Source organism: Vibrio sp. Vb1018 (assembly GCF_033338775.1).
In the GTDB taxonomy this organism is placed as follows: Bacteria; Pseudomonadota; Gammaproteobacteria; order Enterobacterales; family Vibrionaceae; genus Vibrio; species Vibrio alginolyticus.
Window position 1 is genome coordinate 38,187 of record NZ_JAWOTI010000005.1, and the last position, 25,408, is coordinate 63,594.

General features: G+C 43.4%; 15 protein-coding genes. 13 read left to right on the plus strand and 2 right to left on the minus strand.

Going from position 1 to position 25,408, the window contains the following annotated elements; translation table 11 throughout:
- Positions 1-92: 92 nt before the first annotated feature.
- A complete protein-coding gene (locus R7Z10_RS07455) occupies positions 93-1,610 on the minus strand; it encodes an arylsulfatase (RefSeq protein WP_005377761.1) in 1,518 nt (505 codons plus the stop codon).
- A gap of 232 nt (positions 1,611-1,842) precedes the next feature.
- Between R7Z10_RS07455 and R7Z10_RS07460 the strand changes: the two genes are divergently transcribed.
- The 11 genes from R7Z10_RS07460 to R7Z10_RS07510 all read left to right on the plus strand — a co-directional run bounded on the left by R7Z10_RS07460 (position 1,843) and on the right by R7Z10_RS07510 (position 23,234).
- Complete coding sequence (locus tag R7Z10_RS07460) at positions 1,843-3,294, plus strand: arylsulfatase (protein ID WP_005377760.1); 1,452 nt, start codon at positions 1,843-1,845, stop codon at positions 3,292-3,294.
- Positions 3,295-3,446: 152 nt separating this feature from the next.
- Positions 3,447-12,749 (plus strand): RTX toxin, encoded by a 9,303-nt coding sequence (locus R7Z10_RS07465; protein ID WP_318104493.1) that lies wholly within the window; start codon positions 3,447-3,449, stop codon positions 12,747-12,749.
- Positions 12,746-14,917 (plus strand): type I secretion system permease/ATPase, encoded by a 2,172-nt coding sequence (locus R7Z10_RS07470; RefSeq protein WP_274648243.1) that lies wholly within the window; start codon positions 12,746-12,748, stop codon positions 14,915-14,917. Before R7Z10_RS07465 ends, R7Z10_RS07470 begins: the two co-directional genes overlap by 4 nt.
- Positions 14,914-16,227, plus strand: a complete 1,314-nt coding sequence (locus tag R7Z10_RS07475) for an HlyD family type I secretion periplasmic adaptor subunit (protein WP_047102180.1) — start codon at positions 14,914-14,916, stop codon at positions 16,225-16,227. The genes R7Z10_RS07470 and R7Z10_RS07475 overlap by 4 nt, the downstream gene beginning before the upstream one ends.
- 15 nt (positions 16,228-16,242) lie before the next feature.
- Complete coding sequence (locus R7Z10_RS07480; protein ID WP_318104498.1) at positions 16,243-17,556, plus strand: TolC family outer membrane protein; 1,314 nt, start codon at positions 16,243-16,245, stop codon at positions 17,554-17,556.
- Positions 17,549-18,169: an OmpA family protein gene (locus R7Z10_RS07485; protein ID WP_053303115.1), complete on the plus strand. Its 621-nt coding sequence runs from the start codon at positions 17,549-17,551 to the stop codon at positions 18,167-18,169. Before R7Z10_RS07480 ends, R7Z10_RS07485 begins: the two co-directional genes overlap by 8 nt.
- On the plus strand, positions 18,159-19,001 hold the full coding sequence (locus tag R7Z10_RS07490) for a phosphate ABC transporter substrate-binding protein (RefSeq protein ID WP_318104500.1): 843 nt from the start codon (positions 18,159-18,161) through the stop codon (positions 18,999-19,001). Before R7Z10_RS07485 ends, R7Z10_RS07490 begins: the two co-directional genes overlap by 11 nt.
- Before the next feature lie 177 nt (positions 19,002-19,178).
- Positions 19,179-19,952 (plus strand): DeoR/GlpR family DNA-binding transcription regulator, encoded by a 774-nt coding sequence (locus R7Z10_RS07495; protein ID WP_005377753.1) that lies wholly within the window; start codon positions 19,179-19,181, stop codon positions 19,950-19,952.
- An 11-nt stretch (positions 19,953-19,963) separates the two neighbouring features.
- Positions 19,964-21,004, plus strand: a complete 1,041-nt coding sequence (locus tag R7Z10_RS07500) for an oxidoreductase (protein WP_005377752.1) — start codon at positions 19,964-19,966, stop codon at positions 21,002-21,004.
- The gene (locus tag R7Z10_RS07505; protein WP_033905228.1) at positions 21,001-21,471 is read left to right on the plus strand and encodes a heme-degrading domain-containing protein; all 471 of its coding nucleotides are present in this window, start codon (positions 21,001-21,003) and stop codon (positions 21,469-21,471) included. Before R7Z10_RS07500 ends, R7Z10_RS07505 begins: the two co-directional genes overlap by 4 nt.
- A gap of 185 nt (positions 21,472-21,656) precedes the next feature.
- A complete protein-coding gene (locus R7Z10_RS07510; RefSeq protein WP_005389121.1) occupies positions 21,657-23,234 on the plus strand; it encodes a sensor domain-containing diguanylate cyclase in 1,578 nt (525 codons plus the stop codon).
- A gap of 51 nt (positions 23,235-23,285) precedes the next feature.
- On the opposite strand, the gene R7Z10_RS07515 is transcribed toward R7Z10_RS07510, so the two are convergent.
- Positions 23,286-23,843: a DUF3750 domain-containing protein gene (locus tag R7Z10_RS07515; protein ID WP_054574115.1), complete on the minus strand. Its 558-nt coding sequence runs from the start codon at positions 23,841-23,843 to the stop codon at positions 23,286-23,288.
- 479 nt (positions 23,844-24,322) lie between these two features.
- Between R7Z10_RS07515 and R7Z10_RS07520 the strand changes: the two genes are divergently transcribed.
- Positions 24,323-24,685: a hypothetical protein gene (locus R7Z10_RS07520; protein ID WP_054576919.1), complete on the plus strand. Its 363-nt coding sequence runs from the start codon at positions 24,323-24,325 to the stop codon at positions 24,683-24,685.
- A gap of 35 nt (positions 24,686-24,720) precedes the next feature.
- Positions 24,721-25,185 carry a GNAT family N-acetyltransferase gene (locus tag R7Z10_RS07525; protein WP_182017048.1) on the plus strand — a complete coding sequence of 155 codons (465 nt, stop codon included), beginning with the start codon at positions 24,721-24,723 and terminating at the stop codon, positions 25,183-25,185.
- Positions 25,186-25,408: the final 223 nt, after the last annotated feature.

The following is a 25,408-nucleotide window of genomic DNA, read 5'->3' on the forward strand; positions in this document are numbered from 1 at the left end:
CATAACTTGCTGCAACCAAACAATTGCAACGAAATAAAAGGCCTCACAATTGAGGCCTTAGTTAACTCCACAGTAGCTTCGATACCTAGGGTCTAGTTTCTAGGTTGCTGTGTCATTGTTTCTACCACTTTTTCAATACTTAACGAGCTACCTTTCGTTGCAGGGAACTCCTTAAATGTCTCTAGGAACTTACGCACGATAGCTTGAGCAGGAACGAACATCCACATTTGATCAGCGTAAAAATGTCTGACGTAAAGTGCTGCATCTGGACCGACCTCAAATGGATCCATACGAAGGTTTACAATCAAAGGCCAACTAGGTGTTTTGCGGTATGCCTCATTAATGGCACCCTCCATAATACTGAAGTGGATCTTCCAGTCTTTATAACGAACGGCGTTTAAATTACCACCAGCATCGAAGTAAAAGATTTCTTTGCGTGCGCCTTCATCAGCTTTACCAGTCAGCAGATCAAGTTGGTTGTAGCCATCTAAATGTGCTTTAAAGGTTTTGCCCGCTGCTTTATGACCCTTCAATAGTTTTTCTTTCACATCAGGTTCGCCCACAGCTGCTAGTAGAGTTGGCATCCAGTCTTCTTGTGAAAAGATATCGTTGATAACCGTTCCTGGTTTAATGTTTCCAGGCCAGCGTACCATCATCGGAACGCGGAATCCGCCTTCCCAAGTCGTACCTTTTTCGCCCTTGAACGGTGTAGTACCACCATCTGGCCAGGTAAATTTCTCAGCGCCATTATCAGTACTAAAAACAACAATGGTGTTATCTGCTACGCCTAGCTCTTCAAGTTTATCAAGCATGACACCTACTTGATCATCTAGGTCCATCATGCCATCGGCGTATAAGCCGTAACCTGACTTCCCTTGATATTCTTCACTCAAATGTGTCCAGACGTGCATACGGGTTGAGTTATGCCAAATAAAGAATGGTTTGTCTTCTTTTACTGCTTTTTCCATAAATGCCAAGCTAGCATCCATGAACTCTCGGTCTACGTTTTCCATACGCTTACGAGTAAGGGGACCTGTGTCCTCGATTTTGCCATCCGCAGTCGCCTTCAACACGCCTCGAGGTCCGAATTTTTTACGAAACTCTGGATCTTTTGGATAAAACTCAGACTCAGGCTCTTCTTCCGCGTTTAAATGGTATAGGTTACCAAAGAACTCATCAAACCCATGGTTAGTTGGTAGGTGCTCATCTTGATCACCAAGGTGGTTTTTACCAAACTGACCAGACACATAGCCGTGATTTTTAAGTAACTCTGCGATAGTAGGATCTTTCGATTGAATACCCTCTTTTGCGCCGGGCATACCAATAGTCAATAGACCGGTACGAAACGGATGTTGGCCCAGAATAAATGAGGCTCGTCCGGCAGTACAACTCTGTTGTGCGTAAGCGTCTGTGAAAATGGCACCTTCATTGGCGATTTTATCAATGTTAGGAGTCTTCCCTCCCATCATACCATTGTGATACGCACTAATGTTGTATACACCTACATCGTCACCCCAGAACACAAGGATGTTGGGCTTATCGGCAGCAAAGGCTGTGGACGCAGCTAATGTACCGACCAATGCCATTACCTTTTTAATCGAGTTTCGCATGAAAATCCTCCGCGATAAATGAATCCATTATCGTTATATAACGTTACTAATTGTGTTCATCATGGCGAAGTCGAGTGAGATGACACCAAATGAGACAATGTAGTCAGTTGAATATAGTAGAGGTTTTTTGTTGCTTCCAAGTAATCCCTGTTTTTCAAAAATGTTAACTAACATGGACTAGACTTTAGTGTGTTTTAAGTGTGATAAGACGCACTTACAGGATTGAATTTCAATGAAAGGCGACACTATGAAAAATAAAATAGCAACTATCCTGTTTCTATGTATCCCGTTAGAAGTGGTTGCGGAAGAGACACCAAATGTCGTGGTAATGTTGGTTGATAACCTTGGGTGGGGGGAACTAAGTTCCTATGGGAGTACCAGAGGTGTTGAAACTAAAAACTTAGATCAACTTGCTAGAGAAGGTGTACGCCTTACTAATTTTAATGTGGAACCGCAATGCACGCCAACTCGCTCCTCATTCATGACGGGGAGGCGAGCGCTTAGATCTGGGACAGATAAGGTTGTTTGGGGAGTGCCTTACGGTATGGTGAACTGGGAGATAACCATTGCAGAGAAGTTTAAGGAACAAGGATATAACACGAGCCTTTACGGGAAATGGCATTTGGGAGACCAAAAAGGGCGCTTTCCAACGGATCAAGGCTTTGATGAATGGTATGGCATTGCAAATACGACGGATGAGTCAGAATATAGCTCTCAACCCGGTTATAAAGCTATATTACCTAAACCTCAAATCCTTTCAGCTAGAGCAGGGCAGGACCCTAAAGGGGTCAAAGAATATAATTTGGACTCACGTAGAACGATTGACAGTGAGCTAGTTGAACATGCCACAGATTTTATAAATCGAAATGTGAAAGAGAATAAGCCATTTTTCTCTGTAATTACTTTTACTCAACCACATTTACCGACGCTACCTCATCCTGATTTTATTGGTAAAACAGGCAAAGGAAATTACTCAGATGTGTTAGCTGAGATAGATTTTCGAGCTGGGCAAGTTATTGGTGCAATAGAAAAAGCAGGAATTAAAGACAATACACTAGTGATTTGGTTTTCTGACAACGGTCCAGAGTGGCATATGCCATACCAAGGCTCTAGCGGGCCATGGCGTGGTGCGTACTTTACGGCTCTTGAAGGGTCTCTCCGAACACCATTTATTGCCTCTTGGCCTAACCACATCAAACCGGGTAGAGTGAGTGATGAAATTATCCATGTTGTGGATCTATTTGCCTCACTTTCTCATGTCGGTGGATACAAATTACCAAGCGATAGAACAATAGATAGTATTGATCAGTGGGCCTTTTTAAAGGGAGATAGTGAAAAGTCTAATCGAGATGGTTTCATCGTTAACAATGGATCTGAAACCTACGCTTATAAGTGGGAAAATTACAAGATGCACTTTATTGATCAAGATATCATGCCGGAGAAAGGGCGCCCATTACAGATCCCTGAAATATACAATTTGATTGATGACCCTAAAGAGGAGTTTGATTTAAGAAATAATGCCACATGGTTATTTCCTATCATGATAGGAAAGAGAGTAAAGTTTGAATCTTCCGTTGCAACAAGCTGCGATACGATTCCTTTCCCTGCTCCATTTGGATATAAGCCCGATTGTAGCAAGGGGAATTTCAATCAATTTCCAGTGGATGGGTTACGCCAGAAGTAGTTTACCCCAATGGCTCTTTCTCGCATACATGAGGTATGTTTTTGGTTCAATATCTCATTAGAGCCATTTAGGGCCATGTTTTTTCTAGTTTCATTTGAACAGTCACATTCGTCGACCATACTTAAAGTTCGTTGTTTCATATGGGGCGAATTATGCAGCCAATACTCTACATTCAAGTCGGTAATGTTCTTTGGGCGGTTTTAAGTGACGGTTCTTGGATCCAAATGTTGCCTAACGAACAATTAGTTCCAGAAGTAGAGGTGGTTGTTCTTAATACTGACATTCTCGATATTGCATTTAATGAAGATACAACAAGTGAGGATGAATCGAGTTCGAATGATCTTTTAATTGCTTCTCAAAACGGTATTGAATCCACTTTTAATCAGAGCGTTCGAGATTTTAGTGAGTCTTCTGGTGGGTTAAGTTTTGTTGCCTATATTCGCGCTGTTTTACCTGAGCAACTCGTTTCTAATGGCTATGTTACTAGGCCAGCAGTGCAAGAAAGAGAAAACCCAACTTCTGAGACTCAGGCTCCTGAGCGGTTGAATCCCGATGCTATATTAACGGTGGATATTCTTGATGGCGGCGATGGATACGAAAACCAGTTTGAAGTTCCTAGTGTCACGATTCAAGGTGACGCACTCAAGATAAGCGATGAGTGGCTTGTTACTATCACCATTACCGACAGCCTCAATAATTCCATTACTGTTACAACGACCGTAGAGAATGAGGCTTATACCCTATCAGGCGTTGATCTGTCTTCTCTTGCTGAAGGGCCGCTTACGGTGACTTCTGTGGTTTCTGACATTTATGGCAATAACCTGAACGCCGTCGATACGACCATTAAAGATACGCTTGCAACGGTGAACGTCAATTTTGATGGTGGAGGGGATGAGTATTTAAATCAGTACGAAATCGCGACTACTCGCCTCGAAGGGACGATTGAAAACATTGAAGATGGCCAGCGTATCCAAGTTACGGTAACCGACTCGTTAGGAGCGGTCATAAACTTAGAAACGGTGGTGACTGGTGGAAGTTGGTCTCTGGACGACGTTGACCTTTCTGGGTTGTCTGAAGGTACGCTGACAGTTGTTGCTGAGAGTATAGATATAGCGGGCAACCCTGTAACCAGTGAAAACACCATCATCAAAGATACGCTCGCAAGTGTGACGGCGGACGTTGACGATGGCGGAGACGGCTATTTAAGCATTGAAGAGCGCCAATCTGTCACTTTGTCAGGGCAAGTCAGTGATGTTGAAAATGGTCAGACGGTTTCTGTCACGGTTCAAGACAGCTTGGGGGCGATGCTCTCGTTCAATGCCGTTGTCGTTGATGGTATGTGGCAAGTCGAAGGGGCGAACTTATCCACGTTAGCCGATGGGGCGTTAACCGTATCTGCCTCCGTGAATGATGTGGCGGGCAACCAAGCGAAAGCGATGGATGAGGCTACGACCATAGATGCCACTGCTCCCACCATTGATATCGATACGGATTTTTATATTAGCGGTGGTCTTGCCATTGATGATTTCCGTGAGGGTATAGTCACGGAAATGAGAGGGATAACCAGTGGTGTAGAGCAAGGTCTGGCAGTGACGATTCGGGTAAGTGACGGAGACAGCACGCTGAATTTTACTGGCCTTGTTGATGCATCAGGTTCGTGGACAGTAACCGGAATTGACGTAAACACTCTCAATCTAAACAACACGTGGACCATTGAAGCAGAAGTGTTGGATGCCGCCGGCAACCACGCGGTAGATACCATGCCGACAATAGTGCTACCCGGTTCAACGGTATTTTCTGAAAATATCGTTGGATTTTTTGGTGAGCAAAGCAGCTCGGCAGCCATCAACATAGAAAATGGTGTGCCAGCACTGCATGCAGAGCAGCCAAGTTTGAGCGCGCTTACATCGGTCGGTCAATCTATAAATGTTGTTGTTGCAGAAGATGGGTTGAGCTTACAAGGAACATCGACTGACGACCGATTAGTTTTCTCTGCAGAGGTCAATGATGATGGTACGGTTCAAATTACTTTTTATGAAGCGATTGATCATGGTGTAGGTCAAGATGAGCTGGTGACTAACGTATTGGTTGAAAGCATTCAAAGTGATGCTGACGGTACACAAGAGACGGTTGTGGCACCGTTAACGATTACTATTTATGACTCTGATCCGGTGATTAGAGATGACACATACTCAGTCGTAGAAGATCAAACAATTACGGGCAATCTACTTGAAAATGATATTGATCTTGATGGAACACTTTATGTGAAATTTGTAGAGGCTGGCGGGGAGCAGAAGTCAATTCTAGAGGGGGGATCCGTAAGTTTTAGTTTAGAAAAAGGCGAATTAACCGTATTTTCTGATGGCTCTTGGCAGTTTGATGCAGGTCGAAACCTAGATCATTCGGTCGAGCAAAGTGTTTCTTTCAGCTATTTAGCTGCAGATGACTCCCAAGACTATGGCTTGGCTAACGCGACGATTGATATTAGTGATGGACAAGCAGGTTACGTAGGCAATGCGACTATAGACGTAACAGAAGTCCCTTTGGATGGCCCGATATTGAACTTTGAAGGAACTGTTAATATTGTCGCGGGATCTGACAATCCGGATCCGAGTAGTTTGTATTTCGGTGGGTCATCTATTACTAAGTTAGAAGCATTAGGGCTTACAAGCTCAGTCTCTGATAATGAGCTTAGCTACACGTTAAGCTCTAGTGGAAAGCAAATTACAGCATTTGCCAATGGTGTCACTGTATTTACGTTAACATTGAGTGGCGTTGAATCGGGTAACGATGTATTAGCTTCAATTTCGCTTACTCTTGAGCACCCTATCGATCAATTCAATAGCAGTGATACGGTCACTTTCCCGTTGACCATTGGTGGCGTAGATTTAGATGCCACACCGCTTGTAGAGAATGAAATTGACTATGTTCTAAAGGATGGCGCAGACCCAACTTTAAATAATTTGAATGGGGTAGAAGTAAAAGAATCTGATCTCGCAAATGGAGGTGTGTTGAGCTCAGGGAATTTTCAAGTTGAGGTTGGCAGCGATTACCTCGAATCTTTGTCGTTCATCGTCTCTGAACAACCCTTGTTGACGAGTGGTGAACAAGTTGTGCTTTATCAAGTCTCTGCGGATGGCAAAACACTTGATGGTTATATTCTTGACGAAGATGGGCAAACTCAGATTCCCATCTTTCAAGCTATCCTCAATGCTTCATTACCTATTGATGCAAATGGCGACATTACCTACTCCTTTGAGCTTTTTCAGGCTCTCGACCAACAAGAAAATACTGATCCAAACGTACCTCTCGTTGTTACTGCAATGGACTCAGACCAAGATAACACGTCGGTCGTTTTAGACATTAATGTGATAGATAACGACAATGGACAAGCGCTAATCAATAGTGGCAATGTCGAGTTGACCGAAACACCTGTCGATACAAACATTGCTCCTGATGGTGTTTCAGCCATAGCGAATACGGATGTGATAGTTACGTCATCATTCGATCCGATTGTGTATCTGGGTGTTGACATAAATGATGGAGATACTGTCAAAACTACACTTGGTGATGCTGTTACTTATAACGGAGAGGCTGTCACTTGGTACGATAACAATGATGGAAGCTTTGACGCAATTTCTGACACTGGAGACGTTATATTTAGGGTCACGTTACCTAGTGACTTCTCTTTGCCATCAAATGATACGTCTACCGTTAATGTAACTGTAGAGCTTTATCACTCGCTTGACCATGTTTTAGGTGATGGGACGCAATTGTCGATCTCTATGCCCATCGTGGCGAGAGATTCTGATGGAAGCGAGATCTCTACGGAGTCCAACATACTGGTCTATGATGGCTTGTTTCCGGAACTAGTAATTACAGAGGGAATCACAGTCAATGAAAGTGGGTTGAATGATGATTCGCTTGATTCTGGCATCGAGGGCTCGTCACCATCCATTACGCTATTACAAGGTTCAGACTCTATCGCCAGTGTGAACGTGAATATCGATATGTTCAATGTGCTCGGCTATAAAACAAGTAGTGGTAGCTTGGTTTCGCTTGATTCACCGGACTCGAATGGTTGGTTATATGCAAGAGATGAAAGCGAGCAAGACGTCTTTAGAATTAGATTTAATACCGATGGGACTGTCGAGTTTGATCTATACCGTGCACTTGAACACGATGAACCTGACGGTGTTCCAGCGGACGAGAACACATTAGAACTCAGTTTTTCAATTTATGCCGTTGATAAGGATGGCGACCAGTCTGAAGCTGAGACATATACCGTTAGTGTAGTAGATGATATCCCTGAAGACACAAGCTCACCAATAGAAATTGAACTTACCGAGGGGGATGAGTTTTCGGGAAACTGGTTTAGCAATAATGCCGACTTAATCAGTTCAGATGGCACGTTGATTTCAAGTTTGACCTATGCAGGTGAAACATACGATACGGCGAGTTCGGTATTTAGCAATGATGCTTGGACCATCGATTTAATCAATAGTAGTGATGGTAACTTAAAATATGGAACGCTGACTATTGCTCAAGATGGGACATTTACGCTAACTACCGAGCTTATTGTTAATACGCCTGTAGGTGGTTTGCTTGATGATCTAACGATAACTGTGACGGATGCAGACGGTGACCAAGCAAGCAGTGAAGCTCAATTAATTCTTGATGATGCCAGGGGCTTTATTCGAACCGTTAATGTAGATACGTTAGAAGATAATGGCGCGAATAATAGTGGAGACCCCACGCCAGTCGCGTTACCGATTAGAGTTTCTCCTGGGGATACGGAGAATAATGAGCGTGTTGAAGCGATAAGGATCTCTGTTGAATCTCTACAAGGAGGGGCTCTGTTTTTAGACGGAGTGCGCCTTGAAGATGATGATAATGACGGATTTATTAGTCTTTCTGGTACAGAGCTAATGGGGGTGGGTATATTCACCGTTCCAAATGGTGATCTCACTTATCAACCAGCGCTAAACCTGTCGGGCAACACTATCAAAGTTTCGTTAGCAGTGTCTGCATTAATCGTATCTGATGTCGAACCAGATGGTTTTGTATTACAAGGCAATAACACGTTAAATGTTAACGTCTTACCGGTTGCAGATTTGCCAGAGTGGTCTAATGATTCGGACTTTTCTTATCAAAGTGTTGAAGATTCCGCTGAATCACTTTCGCTCAATATTGTCGCTGAAAAGTTTGACCAAGACGGTTCTGAAACGCTCCACTACCAAGTTTCGAATATTCCAGATGGACTTATATTAACACTTAACGGAAGTGCTATTGAGGAAGGGAAATCGTATAGCCAATCCGAGTTAGATCAAATTGAAATCACATCTAACGAAAACTTAGCCGGAAGATTTACTTTTGATGTAACGGCAGTAACGACTGAGTCGGGTAGTGTGTTTGCCGATGAGCAAGATAAAACAGCGGAGATCACTGAGCAAGTTGTTATCGATATATCTCCAGATGCCGATGTGCCTGCGCTGACCGTTAAAAACATTCAGGGGCTTGAAGACCAAGCGATTGACTTAAAAGAGTACATCTTAGGGCGGCTCACTGACACAGATGGCTCGGAGTCTCTGTCTTATCGCATAGAAGTTCAAGATGGTTGGACATTGCCTGTCGGAGCTGGGATTACGCTTATCGGTATTAATACCTACCTAGTGACCTCCAATGCTCTAGCCAATTCGGAGGCGTTACTTCAACCAAAATCGGATATCAGCTCATTTACTGAATCTCTATCCCTTCAAGTAACCGCCATTTCAACAGAGTCGACTATTGATGACTTAGCACCTCTTAATGAAACCGCCGAGAGCCAATCTGCAACCATTGACATTAAGCTAAAAGGCGTGGTCGATGAACCAATTGTTCTAGATAGTGGACAGGGGAATTGGCAATATGATCAAGCGACTAAAGTAATTAGTAATCTCTCTACGTTAGACGAAGATAACCTGATACAACTGGATTTTATCATCCAGACATCAGACGACGATCTATCAGAAGAAATTAATATCTTGCTTCAGAACATCCCTGTGGGAACACAACTGACAGATGTAAATGGTGACCCTATTGTTCTTCCAATTGCTTACGTGGACCCAATAACGGGGCCAGTTTATCAGGTCTCAAACGCTGTTCTTGAAAACACTTACCTCAAAACAGAGCAAGATTTTAGTGGAACACTGAGCATGGATGTTATCGTCGTTTCAACAGAGCCGGATGGTGATTCTGCTGAAACCCCTCTTAAAGTGGAAATGGAAATCTCACCTATTGTTGATCAAACTGACGGTCAAGAATTACAAAGCAATGGTATTGAGGACAATTTCATCACACTAAATCTTGAGCCTGTCGTTAATCAAGATATAGATTCTAGTGAGTCCTTGACAGGATACACCATTGTATCCATTCCAGATGGCTTAACACTTTACTTTGATGGTAATGCAGTAGAGGAAAGTAATTTACCGTTAGAACTCAATGAACTACTCGATGGTAGCTCGGCAACATTATCTGAGTTGTTAAACAGTGGACGAATCACTGTAAAAGCTAATGAAGACCTAAGTGGGACGTTTAGCCTGGAAGTTCAGTACGAAGTGACAGACACGTCTCCTACGCTGGAGACTGATGTAAAGGCAATCAACGGTTCTTTGAGCGTCGTGGTTTCTGGAAAAGTGGATATTGGTAATGAAGATATTGACAAAACACGTTTAGAAGGCGCGACTGAAGTATTCACAAGTACGGATGGGTCTGCTGTTGACGTGAGTGGAGGCATTACATTTACAGAAGCGGATATTGATGGTTCAGAGTATCTCGATTACATCGTTTTACAGATACCGCAGGGCCAAGACCTCATTGTTACTCATCCGAATGGTGCTTCTCAAGATGCCGATGGGAACTGGCTGATTCCAATGGAAGGAATCACAAGTGATAGCGTGTTGGAAACCGCTCAAGATTTGCTTGCTGGCGCATCGATTTATAGCCCATCTAATACAGAGATACTTGATGTGAATGTGTTAGCGTATGTTCGAGATGGAACGGATGCTCAATACATCACAGGTCAGTTCCAAATTCAAATTACTGGCCATGAAGGAGATGGAGACCAGTGTGCTGATCCTGGTGAACCAGGAAGCGTTCAAAGTGGGGATATTGTAGGTAAAGAAGGTGAAGATGTCTCAATTGGGGCGTTTTTAAACCCTGATGTAGCGAGTAGTGATGGTAACTTAGTTTCCTTCTTTGTCGCCGCAGATTCTTTACCTGAAGGAGTCGAGCTTACTGGCGAAGGTGTGATACCTGCTTATGATAATGCGGGCAATCTGTTGGGTTATTCAATTTCTAGCGCTGGATTGTCTTCCTTGACGCTTACTGGCGTGGATGAGGACTTTGCTGGTTGCATTACTTTCAATTTAGAAGTGACAGAAACGGCCCCATGCGATGGTGACTCGAAAACAACCTCTCAGACCATTACGGTACAAATCTCTCCTGCTGTCGATGATATCGCGATAGCACCAAGCCAAGTTACGGTTCAAGAAGATACTATAACCAACCTGAATCTTGCTCTTGTATTGGGCGATAGTGAAGGGCCAATGCAGTCCATTACTGGAGAAGGTGACGCAGCGACTGGCCTTGAAAGTGTCAATTGGGTTTCTTTATCTGTGTCTGACGAGAATGCGCGGTTTACTGCCGTGGACCCGAGCCTACTCATTGACAACGGTGATGGAACATGGGTAGTGACAGATGTTACGCGTCTAAACGAAATTCAGCTAATCCCACCTGAAAACTACAGTGGAGAGCTTGTTATTTCCGTTGACGTAAACATTACTGATGAAGTCACGGGAAGTTGTTTAAGTACTGACAGTGCGAAAGATACTCAAACTAAATCAACAGAAGTTACCGTTACCATTGCCCCAGTGGTTGATAAAGCGGTTCTGGAAACAGAAGACGTAGTTGGTAATGAAGATAATTATATTTATTTAGGAAACTTATCTGCATCATTAATCGATCAAGATGGTTCTGAGTCGATGTCTTTGGTCATGACAGGAGTGCCAGACGGAGCCGTGTTGGTTTGGGACAATAATGGGACGTTCGAATTACTCCCTGATAACGGTTCAACGGATGGTGAGAGCAAGGAGTGGCAGCTAACTCAAGCACAACTTGATAAGGTTTACTTTCTACCGCCACTAGATTTTAGTGGGGATATTTCACTAACACTGCAAGCTATTACCCAAGAGTCTGGATCAAACGACTATAACTATACCACTTCTCAGTTCAACGTCGGCGTAAAACCGATTGGCGATGATGTATCGTTGAATACAACCTCTAACACGTTCACTGGAGATGAAGGTGATTCCATTTCGATTGACTTTTTAGCGAGCGGTTTTGAAACAAATAGCAACGAATATATAGAAGTGTCGATGTTGATCAAAGCAAGCTCTGAACCCTCTGCATTGGAAGGCTTAGGTAGGATTCGTATTGGAACTCAATTCTCATCCTTTACTTTCGATGACGCGGGCAATGCCGTGGCGACGGTATTAGTGCGAGCAAATGAAGTGTCAGGTTTGGAGTTCGTTCCGAAGGATGCATTTGGAACGATGGATGTTGCTCTCAATGTTAGAACGTTTGATCAAGCGATAGTGTCAGGGACACTCGAAACCGATTTTGGAGATGTGCAAACCACCGATCTAACCATTGTTGTTACCCCTGAAGCTGATGAGCCAACACTAACGGCCGATTATCAGTCTATTGTGTCTGAAGCTTCTGGGAGTATTCCTTTAGGGTTGAGCATGAATTTAGTCAACCCTGCACCCGAAGAGTTTGGAAGTGTGGAGATTCGCGGATTACCAACAGATCTAGAGTTGAGTCATGGTGAAAGATTGAACGGCATTTATGCTGTTGATCAAGAGGATGTCGCTGATCTTTCCATCGTTGGCGGGTTTAGCGGTGCAAGTGATTTTACGTTGTCGATAAAACCGATTGCAACACTGGGCGCCACTGTCGCAGAAGGTTCTGCTCAGGTAGTCAATGTTGCCTTAGTGGAAGAGGGGGGCCAAACATTACTTGCGACAGATGCTAATGATTTGCTTATTGGAGGAAGTGGCAGCGATGTATTCCAGTTTGACAGTTCAGGGCTCGGTAACGAGTTAAAGCCCTCGTACGATGTGATCAACGACTTCCAAATATCCGTTATTGGTGATGATAATGACACAATTGACATCGCCTCGATAATCACCGCTACCTCGATAACAGAAGTCGATAATAAGCTCGATTTAACAGAGAATGATGATGGCGTAACGCTTCACATAAAACCAGAAGAGACGGGGACAAAACAACAGATTCTTATGCAGGGCGTCACTCTCGATCAGCTTTACAAAGGTGACTCGACTGGCGTAGCCGAAGAAAATGTCTTACAGAAGATGATTGATGACAACAACTTGCTAGTAGGTGGTATGTCATGAAGCATCACTCATCCTCATCAAGTGAGCTGACTAACGATCCTTGGGGGCAATCGTTAACTTGGTTGATGCGTTATTTTGAGGTTAGACACCATACAAAAAAGGTGCTTTCTGGATTACCTCTTGTTGAGGGTAGATTGGATAGTGGCTTATTCATCAGAGCCGCTGAGCGAGCCGATCTTGAACTCACATTAATCGATTTAAAATCCACCGCAATGTTGAGCTTTCCATTGGTGGTAATCAATAGGAAGACGTTACAACCCGCTATTATATCTGAGCGACATAACAGCGATTATCAAGTCACGTTATTTAGTGAAGATCAAGGTGAAACGCAATACGTCACGAGCGAGGAACTGCATAATCAATTCCAGCCTCAAGCATGGCAAGTTTCTATGCGTCCAGAGCTGGACAAACGGATAAGTTCTATTCAAGCGGATTATAATGAACATTGGCTTTTCGCCGTAGTGAAAGAAATGTCTCCGTGGTATCGAGATCTTTTGATTGCCTCTTTCCTTATCAATACGCTAGCGCTAGTTATTCCGCTTTTCACTATGAACGTTTACGATCGTGTAGTGCCTAATCAAGCTTTCAGTACATTATGGGTTTTGGTCGCTGGTGTCTCCGTCATCATTATTTTTGATTGGCTATTGCGTAAAGCAAGGGGAGTTGTCACTGATACCGCGGGTAAGTACATCGATAACAAGCTTTCTTCGATACTTTTTTCTAAAGTTATGGGGATGAAACTTGAACACCGTCCTGCATCAGTCGGTGCATTCGCTCGACAACTACAAGATTTTGATAGTGTTCGCGATTTTTTTACTTCTGCATCTCTTGTGACCTTAGTTGATCTCCCATTTACGTTGTTATTTTTAGTCTTAATAGGTTGGCTAGGTGGGGCAATGATGTTCATACCTATTGCCGTCATGTTTACCCTGCTGATCCTTGGCTTTGCGGTAAAAGCAAAAATAGAACAATCACATACGGAAAGTGCTGCACTATCCATGAAGCGACAAGCTCACTTGTTTGATTCATTGTCCTCTTTAAAAGAGATTAAGCAAAATAACGCTACGGGAGAAGCACAAAAGCGTTGGGAGCAAACGGTATCCATGCTTTCTGATTGGCAAAATCAATCGCGAAACTATTCGAATATCGTTGCTTACTCCATTCAATCTAGCCAGCAGATAATTACCGTAATGTTACTTGTAACAGGCGTGTACAGAATTTCTGAGGGATTGCTCAGCATGGGGGGGCTCATTGCTATTGTCATGCTTAGCGGTCGTGCTGCAGGGGCGATTAACCAGTTAGCTATGCTGTTACTTCGCTATCAACAGACAAAAACAGCGGTTGAAGGCTTAAATTCTATCATGTCTTTACCTCAGGAGGTGCAACGCAGTCAGGTCATTACGTCTGCCGAATTTACAGGGAATATACGTTTAGAAAACGTGAGCTTCCAATACCCAGATGTTGATATGCCATGTTTGAGAGATATTAATCTTACTATCAAGCAAGGCGAACGCGTTGGCGTTATTGGTAGTGCAGGAGCAGGAAAGTCTACACTCCTTTCTATTATTACCAATCAACTCAGTACCTTACAGGGTAGCGTTTATTTTGATGACATTGACAGTCAGCTTTGGCCCGCCGAATTGATAAGAGAGAAAACGGGTTGGGTTGGCCAAGATTCGCATCTTATATACGGCAGCATTATGGAAAACATAGTATTAGGACATCATGTTATTGATCAAGAACGATTACGCCGTGCGATAGAATTATCGGGTTTGAACCAGTACATGAGCCGCCTTCCTCATGGCCTAGAAACGCAAGTCGGAGAAGGAGGGCGTTATTTGTCGGGGGGGCAAAGGCAAGCTGTAGCGATTTCAAGAGCTTTTTATCGAAACCCAGCAGCATTAATTTTAGACGAGCCAACCAGTTCCTTAGACCAGCCTGCTGAGAATGCGTTGTTTAATGCTCTCAAATCGTTGCCGCACTCGACGACGATGATTATTAGCTCTCATAAACATTCCTTATTATCGCTTTGTGATCGAATTGTTGTGCTTGATAAAGGCACAATTTTGAGGGAAGGAGCGCCCCAAGAAATTTTTGCTAAACAACAGTCTAACGCGAAAACGAACAGAGTACGCGCAGTATCAATTGTACGCGAAGGAGGTCAATGATGAGCACAGTTCGTTGGAGTAATGCTCATTTAGCAAACCGTTCGAGAACGTTGATTTGGTTGTCTGCCGCGTTAGTGCTGAGTGTGATTATTTGGGCCTCGTGGGCGAGGTTAGACGAAGTGGTTGTCGGCGAAGGAAAAGTTGTTCCTACTTTGTCTGTTCAGACGATTCAGAGCTTAGAGGGCGGCATTCTAAAGGAGTTACTTGTCATGCCTGGTGAAAGCGTCACTAAGGGGCAAACCATCGCCATTCTGGATGATACAAGGTTTAAGTCGACCTATTCGGAGACCTCTGAACAAGTTGAATCTTTGCTCGCCAGAAAGCAGAGGCTTCAAATTGAATTAGAAACGGTAAAAGTGAATAGCCTCCAACTGGATTGGAAACAACAAGTGAGTATCGAGCCTCAGACATTTGATATTTCGATGACCGGCCACTCTGCCTATCTGAATGCCAAAGCAAACTATCTTGAGCGGTTGAGCCAACTGGAGTCTGAGCTGGAGGAGGCTAAATTGCGAATTGAGCAACAATCGCAAGCTTATCTAGATACCTTGAATACCATTCAAACACTAAAAAGCAGTCTGGTTATTGTCTCGAAAGAGCGAGATATGCTGAGAGAGGTGGTTTCTAGTGGCGCGGTAGCTGAAGTGGAATTATTAAAACTGAATAGAGACGTTATAAAGCTCAAAGGAGACATCGCGAGTTCACAAGCTGCTGCCCAAAAGCAAAGGGCTGTGTATTCTGAATCCATCGCAGATTATCGTGGTACTGCGCTTGCTTTTAGGGCAGAGGCACAAGGGCAGCTCAATGAAGTTGTGACGCAACTAGCGCAGCTCAATGAAAGTCGTCAGGCGATTGCGGATCAGTTGAATCGAACGCAGTTACTTTCTCCGGTCGATGGAACCATCAAAGATGTTTTTGTCAGAACCATCGGAGGTGTGGTTAAGCCGGGTGAGCCTATTTTAGAAATAGTCCCTCGTAATAGCACGTTAATCGTTGAAGCGAGAATTTCTCCTCAGAATATCGCCTTTATAAGGCCTGGCCTGCCGGCAACGGTAAAGTTGTCTGCCTATGACTTTGTCATTTACGGAGGCCTAGAAGGAGAAGTGACCTACGTAAGCGCCGATGCACTTCAAAATGAAGAGGGCAATGCCTACTACCGTGCCAACGTTACTTTCAAGGTTGATGATAAGTTTACGATCATCCCGGGAATGCAGGTTGTGGTAGACATTCTTACAGGAGAAAAAACAGTACTGAATTATTGGTTAAAACCTATATTACGTGCGAAAGAGAATTCGCTCAGAGAAAGATAGACATAAGGATATAAGATGCGGCTTAAATCAACGTTATTGGTCTTGTTTGCAGTATCATCGTCGCCAAACGCTTTGACTTTAGAAGAGTCAGTTACGTTATCTCTCGATAGCTCCCCCAGTTTGCTTGCTCGCTATTCTCGCTATGAGTCGATGGTACGAGACCGAAATGCCATAAATGGTTCATTTCTTCCTCAGGTTAATTTGTATGCAGCAGCAGGGTACGAAGGTACTCGATATAACAACGGAAACTACATCGACAGTGAAGATAGAACATTAGAAAGAACGGAGATGGGCGTAAGAATCTCCCAACTGTTATTTGATGGATTTAAAACAAGTGCTGATGTTGATCGCCTATCTTACGAGGCTGAAGCTGAACGCTTGGACTTATTGGCATCTGCGGAAAATGTTGCATTAGATACTGTCAGAGCGTATGTGGATGTTTTACATGCCCGAGAGTTGATGAAACTGACAGAAAGAAACCTAAATGAACACCAAGAGATCTACCGTTTCATTCTAGATAAAAAAGAAAAAGGTTTAACCAGCAACTCCGACTTAGCGCAGGTTTCTTCGCGTGTCGCGACAACACAGTCCTCATTGATTGCCGCCCAAAACAATCTTTCCGATGCTAGAACAAGATTTGTACGTTTGGTTGGTCGAGCGCCGCAAAACTTAGTTGAACCTGTTTACCCGCAGGAGTTGCTTCCGAATAAGCTTGACGAAGCACTCAAACAAGCGGTTAGGTTGCACCCATCCATACAGTCAGCGATGAAAGATTTAGAGGCGGCTCGACATGAAGTAAAAAGAGAAAAGGGGGATTACTACCCAGAGCTCAAGCTTGAGCTGTCAGCCAACAAAACAGACAACGTGGATAATATTGAAGGCATTAACGAAGATGCAAAGGTTATGCTGACGGTCAACTACGATCTTTTTAACGGCTTTTCTACAGACTCCCGAGTGGAGTCATCTGCCTGGCGAGTAGAGGAGGCGAGGGCTATTCGAGCAAATGCAGAACTAGATGCGAATGAAGGTGTAAGGCTGGCATGGGACGCACATACATTGCTTCAACAGCAAATGGAGTTTTTAAAAGTCAACGTTGATGCGGCGAAAGTAACTGAATTAGGGTACATCCAGAAGTTCAATGTAGGGCGACGCAGTTTGTTAGATGTATTAGATGCCAAAGTTGAAACGTTTGTTGCGAGACGGAACTACACCCGAACAAAGTACGATCATTTGGTTGCCACTTACCGTTTATTCAACTCGATGGGGATTCTGACTTATGCGTTGCGAGTTGAGTATCCAGAGAACTGGAAGGAGAACAATAATGGATAAATTCGCAGTGACGAGTCTTCTAGTTTTTATGTTAGCAGGCTGTGCTGAATCACCGAATACGACGTTGACCACTTACCAGTACAACGACCTTAAAGACAATGATAGTGATGGCGTGATAAACCAACGAGATAACTGCGCAGATACGCCAAAAGGTGTGGTTGTTGACAGTGAAGGCTGTGCGAATTGGGTCAACGACTCGCAGACACACCTGATCAGCTTTTTCTTTGCGATGGATGAGCATCAGGTAACGCCATCTCATGATATGCCGCTAAGCGAGTTGAAAGCACTGCTTCAGAGTAACCCAAATGCGCAAGTCATACTGATAGGAGACACAAGCCCTGAAGCGTCACTCGAATACAACAAAGCGTTGGCAAAGAAAAGGACGGCAGCTATACGAGAATTGCTAGTGAGAAACGGCATTCAAGATAATCGAATTGAAGAGCAAGAGTTTTATCAGAATACGGCATTGACGGTACAACTAAAAAAACGGGAAAGGCGCACAATTGCTGTTGTAAACACGAAAGCTGAAAGTACTGAACAAGCGTGGACTATATTTAGTTCGGACAGCGAGTTGACACCTAATTCGAAGTTGGAGCTGAATTATGAAAATTAAAGTCTTGCCTTTCCTTGCTCTAACTTCATGTTTGATTTCACCGCTGGCATTTTCTGACTCTGAGGCTCGAACATCGATTTTTGTCGAGCCAGAGATACTAGAAACGATAGAAACATTGATAGATGAGCCAAGTGTAAATGTAGCGCTTGCATCTCAGTCTGGTGGTTTTAACGACATGCTAAATGACGGAACCTCTATTGCGATCACATCTAAGAAATGGTCAGATGAAAACATCTCCCGATTTCAACGAGAAAGAGGCCACAGGCCTACACGTTTGTTTTTAATGGCAAACGCTATTGTCGTAATCAATAGTCAAAAGAGTACGGTAGATAGTGTTTCCGTTAGTGAATTGAAACGCTGTGATGCAAATACGTATGCTTTCGGGGAGATGCGTTTAAGTAACCCAGATGTGAGCTCTAATGGTTGTCAATCATCGATTCAAATGCTTGATGAAGACCGATTGAAACGGGCTTTAAGCGACGACTTGTCAGCCAAAGCTTATATGCGATACTCCGATTTTAAATACTCAGAACAGTGGTCGAGCTACAAGGCTCTCTCTGTTCATCATAACGATGACTCATGCTCTTTGAGCACAGATTGCATCTATTCTCTTCGCTATCCATTTTCCGTGGTCTATTACGTTTATATAAATAAACAATTCGACACTAATCAGAAGATCAAAAAATCAAAGCTATTTGAACTCCTTACAACCGACAACAATACACAACAGGTACGAAATGCTGGGTTTATTCCACTACCAAAAGCGCTTATTAAAATAAATAGGGTGAAGTTAGGGCTAGATGAGCCAGTTGTTTTAAACGGGTATAAATAAACTTCATACGCCTAACTATGTGGGCTTGAGTGAACGTACCGCTCTAGGAAGTTTGCCTTGCTGCTCATTTATCTTTGGTTAACCTTTGGTCAATTGAGTTGGTTGTAAGTGGTTTTGTTGGTAATTTTTCTATCATTGTGGCAAGTTTACTTAAAACTACTTAAGTGAATTTAAGTTATGACACAAGAAGAAAGACTCGTAGCGCTCAGAGCGAAGCTGGAGCAGCAAAACAAAGTAACGTTGTCTGAAGTTTGTGAGTACTTTGGTATCTCGCGAGATTCAGCTCGCCGAGACTTAGTTAAGTTGAGTCAGCAACCTGGGTTACAAAGAATACGAGGTGGTGTCATGCTTGCGCCGATCTCTTCCCATACCGAGGCATACGCGAGTCGACCCGTGAGTGACGTTAAACATCGACTGGCTCAATCTGCCGCAGCGTTGTTGGATGAGCGCGACCATCTTGTTATTGATACCAGCACCATTTTATCTCTGCTCCCACTCTATGCAGGAAAAGCGCGTTGTGGAGAAAACAAGCTCAACGTCGTTACTAACAGCATTGATGTGCTGACCGCTGCTGAGACAAACGACACAATGGACGTTTATTTCTTAGGCGGACACTTTGACCCTTATGCCAGAGCAGTTTTAGGGGCGCAAGCAGAGCAGCAAATGCAGCAGTATCACGTGAACAAAGCGTTCATTGGCGTGTGTGCATTGACATCCCGAGGGCTGACAACAAATAGTTTGTTAGAAGCAACAATGAAACAAGCGATGATTGCTCAAGCTCAGCAGGTCATCGTCGTTTGTGAATCCCGAAAAATTGGTAGCGACAATTTCCACCACGTATGTGATTTGTCAAAGATCGACATCATTATTACCGATCATCCCCCTCAATCAGATTTTCAACAACTCCTCGATCACAATGATATTGAATGTATTGTTGTGTCACCGAAATAAGGAATCTTAGAATGGCTTACGATCCCGTAAAAACCGCTGTGATTGGTTACGGATATTCAGCAAAAACGTTTCATTTACCCTTCATTAAAGCGCTACCAAATTTAACGCTGAGCGCGATAAGCTCTCGTCAACAGGAGGCGGTTCAAAATGATTGGCCAGATGCTAAGTGGTTTTCTGATGCGAATACTTTACTCGATGATAGTGATGCAGAGCTCGTAATCATTACTGCGCCAAATGACGTACATTACGAACTTGCAAAGCGTGCGTTGAACAATGGGAAACACGTCATCGTCGAGAAACCGTTTGTTACTCGTATAGAAGACGGTAATGAACTTATCGCCTTGGCGGAAGAGAAAGGTCTGGTGCTGAGCGTTTTTCACAATAGACGTTGGGATGGAGATTTTCTCACGGTTAAATCTCTTATCGAACAAGGTAAGTTAGGTGATATAAAGCTATTCGAGTCACACTTTGACCGTTACCGCCCTGAAGTTCGTCAACGCTGGCGAGAGCTAGCCCAAGATGGTGGTGGTATTCTATTCGACCTTGCTCCTCATCTTCTCGATCAAGCATTGGTGTTGTTTGGCTTGCCAGATGCGATAGACGCACAATGTCGAATGATGCGCCCGGGTGCGACAACGATTGATTATTACAACTTGATACTTCATTACCCTGAGCATATTGTGCACTTGCATTCAAACTTGTATAGCCCAGAGCCGAATCTCCGCTACAAAGTATTGGGTACGGAAGCTAAATATGAAAAGTTCGGATTAGATCCTCAAGAGGGCTACTTAAAAGAAGGCCGTTTGCCGGAAAACGATGCTTGGTCGGAAGAAGATGAGGCGTTATACGGCGTCCGTTACGACGAAGACGGTGCGCAAACTATCAAAACGGAGAGAGGCGCGTACCAAGCTTACTTTGTTGGTGTGGCAGACGCCATTCGTTTGGGCACTGATAACCCGGTTCCTGCCGCTCAAGCAGTACAGAATATCGCTCTGATTGAGATGGCATTGGAAAGCAGTAAAACGGGTAAAACGATTCAGGTGAAACCATGAGTTTGACGCTTGAACTCGTGGCCCTGCAAGAGCATGAACTTCAGTTGGCCGAATTTAATCACCATATTGCGTGGTCTATCGGCCTCGCTCTAAAAGAAGAGGCTGAAGCTCGCGGCGCGGCTGTTGCTATTGAGGTTTACGGCTTTGGACAAACGCTATTTCAATACGCGATGGCAGGAACCTGTGCTGATCATTTAGATTGGGTCCGTAGGAAGCGAAACTCAGTATTAAGGTATGGCCACAGCTCTTACTATCTTTCTCTGTACAACAAGCAAAAGCAACGTGATTTCGAAAATCAGCCTCATCTCGATGCTCGTGAGTACTGCGCTCATGGTGGCGCGTTCCCAATTCGGCTTTCTGGGTCTGGTTTGGTTGGGGTTGTGACGGTATCGGGTTTACCGCAGTTAGATGATCATCAGCTAGTTGTGGATATATTAAAAACGATGACAGAGACAAAACCCTCTTAAACGCCAAATATGAAAGTAGCACGGTTTCTTTATCGTGCTACTGAATTCTCTTTTTAGCTCATAAAGTGTTCTTTAATGTGAGCAAATATTAACATTGATCCCAACTTACTACCTGAAAATCAAATCAATTTCATATAACCTATACGCTCATTCATATAGAAAGCCTTCAAAGTTGGCCATTGGCAATGTCTTTTAGAAGAAAAGAAAAACTCAATCTTAGAAATCTTATTGTCACCCTATGTGTGTTCAGTGTGCTTGTCACTTTGATCAACGCATTCTACTCGATTTATCGTGTTCAAAGGGATCTCATCATCAATAACACGTTAGAATCAAACCGTGTTTACGCCCAAAAAATGTCTGAAATGACAGACTCTTTCATAGAAAGCTCAATGTCGCAGCTAAAATACAGTGCGAACGTGCTAAAAGACAAGATGCATGACGCTCAGCTTCTTGATAAAGAGGCTGAGAGATTAAGAACGCAAACCAAATCATTTAACTCTGTGGTTGTCGTTAATGCAAAAGGGGTTATTATTTCCGTATCACCTGAAACACTTCAGGTGAAAGGTGTAAGGTTAGTGGGTGAAAGAAAACGCCAATCTTTAAACGCTCAAGCACCAGTTGTTACTGAACCATTTATATCGCCCGCTGGAAATTACTTGTTAACCATCTCATACCCTATATTTTCTCAATCTAATGAATATTTAGGTTATATCGGCGGCACTATTTATCTAGAAAAAGAAAATATTCTCGCAGAGTTACTCAGCCAGCACGCATACAAAGATGGTTCTTTCCTTTACGTTGTCGATGAGAGTAACACTCTGATTTATCACCCAGATCAATCGAGGGTTGGTGAAGTAATCGACGATAATGAAGCAATCAAAGCGGTGACGATGGGGCAGAGCGGCAACAAAGAAATTGTTAACTCTCGCGGCGTCGAAATGCTTGCTGGTTATGCGCCAGTAAAGTCATCAGGATGGGGAATTGTTGCTCAGCGCCCGAAATCGATGACGTTATCTGTGCTAGATGAACAGATGTGGAATGTTTTCCTTAAGTCGATTCCAATTGGTTTATTAACTTTGTTGCTAATTTGGTTCTTGTCCCTTCTTATTTCTAGACCACTTTGGCAGTTAGCGGGTGCTGTGCGAGGTGTCGAAGAACATTCATCATCTATCGATGATCTCAAACTGGTTAAGTCTTGGTATTTTGAGGTCTCACATTTGAAGCTTAGTTTTCTTAAAGCATTTGGTATCGTGTCAAAAACCATTGATAAGCTGCAACTGGATACATTAACAGATTCGATGACTGGATTATTGAATCGACGTGGATTAGATAAAGTTCTTGGTTTGTTTAAGCAGGAAAATACCGCGTTCTCTGTTTTGGCGCTGGATATTGACCACTTTAAGAGCGTAAACGATAACTATGGCCATGACGTGGGTGACAACTTACTTAGAGAGTTTGCGCAGTTAATGAAAGACCAAGCTCGCTCTAATGATCACCTGTGTCGTTCTGGCGGTGAAGAGTTTATGATGTTTTTGGAAAAAACAGACGTAAACCACGCTATGGATGTTGCAGAGCGTATTAGACACAACGTGGAACAACATGACTTTCAGGTGGTTGGTAAGGTCACGGTTTCGTTGGGCGTTTCTCACTGGAAAGGCAATGACACACCAATTGAAGCGGTAATGAAAGACGCCGATAATGCACTGTATAAAGCGAAACATAATGGAAGAAATAGAACGGAGTTGGGTGACGACGCACAATAGATATTGCGCTTTTTGCTGAACATAAAACGAGCCAGTGACTAACCTTTGCTGTTAATCGCTGGCGTAACCGCTACCAATTGCGCGAAACGGCAAGTTTAGCTCTAACTCTGGAATTTGTTTACCCACCCAAGCCGGAAATGTATTGCTATTTGGCCCTGGAAACAGCGTATATTCTTCAGCCCAAGGGTATTGGTTAATAACACTTTGTATTTTAGGTATAAGCTGGCGGGCCTTTTCACCTTGTATGGAGAGGATCTTTTCTGGTTTTGCACCATACCAATATCGATCTGGCGTCCCAGTTTGGTACTGATATAGAGCGGGTTGTCCGCGATTCACTCTCCAGCCGACTACTTCATACACTGTATATTCGTTCGCATTTTCAGGCTTTATTGCAAACCATGTATGAACAGCAAACCAGCCTCGCCAACCAAACGCATCTGCGGCGTAAAACTCAATCACAGCATGCTTAACATTAGAAGGGTCGGGTGCGATACCCGCAGGTTCTCTGCTAGCAGTACGCCAATCTCCTTGAGTGCATCCACCCAGCATAACCGCGATTGACATGAACCCAATTTTTACAAGGTGAGTAAAGTTGAGAAGGTCTTTCATTTATTGCTCCTAGACCAACCGATGTTGGTAACGCTCTACTGATTTTAGCTATAAAAACGTGGCAAGTCTGATTGTTGAAATCCTCTCCTTATTAAAAGAGAGAGGGAAGTTAGTGCCATAATTCCAGTTCATACGTAATAATAAGGTAAGCCGATTTGTAACATGTGGCATAGACGATGCCGTATTTCTCGAACGATTCGTCTAGTTGCGTATGAAAAAGTAAGAGGTTGTATGTATTCCTTACACGGTCTCATGAATTAAAAGCATAAAAAAACAGAGGTTTACAGTGGCCTTTGACTGGTTGAGTGAGTTTGGGACCCTCACATTGTCTCACATTTGCTTGTTTTGGACGGAATTTTCATCGCTCATCTTTTTGCGCGTTTAGAGTCAGCGTTCAGCTATGGCACAATAGGCGCTCACAGAACAAGTGCTGTTTGGTCATGCAAATAGCAGAAAAATAACTAGAAATAGAATAATTAATGTTTAAATCAAAAAGTATACTCGCATTAAGCATGTTCGCATTTAGCTGTTTTGCCAATCAAGATAGCGAACCAACGTCCGTTGTGCTGAACTATGGTGACTCCTCCATCAGTACTGATATTCAAGCCAATCGAAAATTTCATGTTGTCCGAGACAATGAAAGTGAGCACGTAGAATTTTCCGGCGGAATCACAAAGGAGTATTCCGATTATATTGTGAATATTCATATCATAAGAAAAAGCAATATACGCAGATCAAGCCGAGAGCTGAATACAACCGTATTGATGAACAGTGATCAGATTGGGAAGCCTTTAGTGATTGGCATTGAAAATAATGAGTTCACTAGTATCACTTTGCGTTAATGCTTAGTATTTATTGAATAGGAATGAGGAAATTGATGCTCTCAATACGCTGCTATCGCACCGAGGATGCCCCAACACTGTGGGCACTCTTTTACCATACTGTGCGAATCATTAATCGTCGCGATTACACGGAATCACAAGTTTCCGCTTGGGCACCATCAGATTTTGACCTCGATGTGTGGCAACGCAAAATGGACGATACTCAACCATACGTCGCGGAGATAGAAGGGCAGGTCGTTGGCTATTGTGATTTGCAAGGTGACGGCTTGATTGATCATTTCTTTTGCCATCATGAATACCAAGGACAAGGTGTTGGTCGTGATTTGATGTCTTTTCTTTTTTCACAGGCGAAAGTACAGGGGATAAAACGACTGTATTCTGAAGTGAGTATTACCGCCCGACCTTTTTACGAGAAAATGGGTTTCACAGTTAAGTCTCGACAACGTGTTGAGGTTAGGGGAGAAACCTTAACTAACTTTATGATGGAAAAGTATATTTAACTTAAATAGTGAGCATTTAGTGAGCTTGAACACAGATATAAAATGTTTTCCAATGTGAAAGCGAGTTCATTGATCTCGCACCAACGTTTTGTTTGAAAACAGTGTACATAATCTTCTCTGGAACGCCATTACCGCATTTCGTCTCTGAAGGCTTAAAAACAGTCTGAAAGTTTTGGTTTTGCGGCGGGTAATAGCGTTCCAAACGCCAAATGTGTCTGGCTAA

Bases quoted from the DNA above. Each gene is read 5' to 3' on its own strand.
- R7Z10_RS07500 (WP_005377752.1), top strand. From the start codon at position 19,964: ATGGCTTACGATCCCGTAAAAACCGCTGTGATTGGTTACGGATATTCA.
- R7Z10_RS07455 (WP_005377761.1), bottom strand. From the start codon at position 1,610: ATGCGAAACTCGATTAAAAAGGTAATGGCATTGGTCGGTACATTAGCT.
- R7Z10_RS07515 (WP_054574115.1), bottom strand. From the start codon at position 23,843: ATGAAAGACCTTCTCAACTTTACTCACCTTGTAAAAATTGGGTTCATG.
- R7Z10_RS07525 (WP_182017048.1), top strand. From the start codon at position 24,721: ATGCTCTCAATACGCTGCTATCGCACCGAGGATGCCCCAACACTGTGG.
- R7Z10_RS07505 (WP_033905228.1), top strand. From the start codon at position 21,001: ATGAGTTTGACGCTTGAACTCGTGGCCCTGCAAGAGCATGAACTTCAG.
- R7Z10_RS07475 (WP_047102180.1), top strand. From the start codon at position 14,914: ATGATGAGCACAGTTCGTTGGAGTAATGCTCATTTAGCAAACCGTTCG.
- R7Z10_RS07485 (WP_053303115.1), top strand. From the start codon at position 17,549: ATGGATAAATTCGCAGTGACGAGTCTTCTAGTTTTTATGTTAGCAGGC.
- R7Z10_RS07470 (WP_274648243.1), top strand. From the start codon at position 12,746: ATGAAGCATCACTCATCCTCATCAAGTGAGCTGACTAACGATCCTTGG.
- R7Z10_RS07480 (WP_318104498.1), top strand. From the start codon at position 16,243: ATGCGGCTTAAATCAACGTTATTGGTCTTGTTTGCAGTATCATCGTCG.
- R7Z10_RS07465 (WP_318104493.1), top strand. From the start codon at position 3,447: ATGCAGCCAATACTCTACATTCAAGTCGGTAATGTTCTTTGGGCGGTT.
- R7Z10_RS07520 (WP_054576919.1), top strand. From the start codon at position 24,323: ATGTTTAAATCAAAAAGTATACTCGCATTAAGCATGTTCGCATTTAGC.
- R7Z10_RS07495 (WP_005377753.1), top strand. From the start codon at position 19,179: ATGACACAAGAAGAAAGACTCGTAGCGCTCAGAGCGAAGCTGGAGCAG.
- R7Z10_RS07490 (WP_318104500.1), top strand. From the start codon at position 18,159: ATGAAAATTAAAGTCTTGCCTTTCCTTGCTCTAACTTCATGTTTGATT.
- R7Z10_RS07510 (WP_005389121.1), top strand. From the start codon at position 21,657: ATGTCTTTTAGAAGAAAAGAAAAACTCAATCTTAGAAATCTTATTGTC.
- R7Z10_RS07460 (WP_005377760.1), top strand. From the start codon at position 1,843: ATGAAAGGCGACACTATGAAAAATAAAATAGCAACTATCCTGTTTCTA.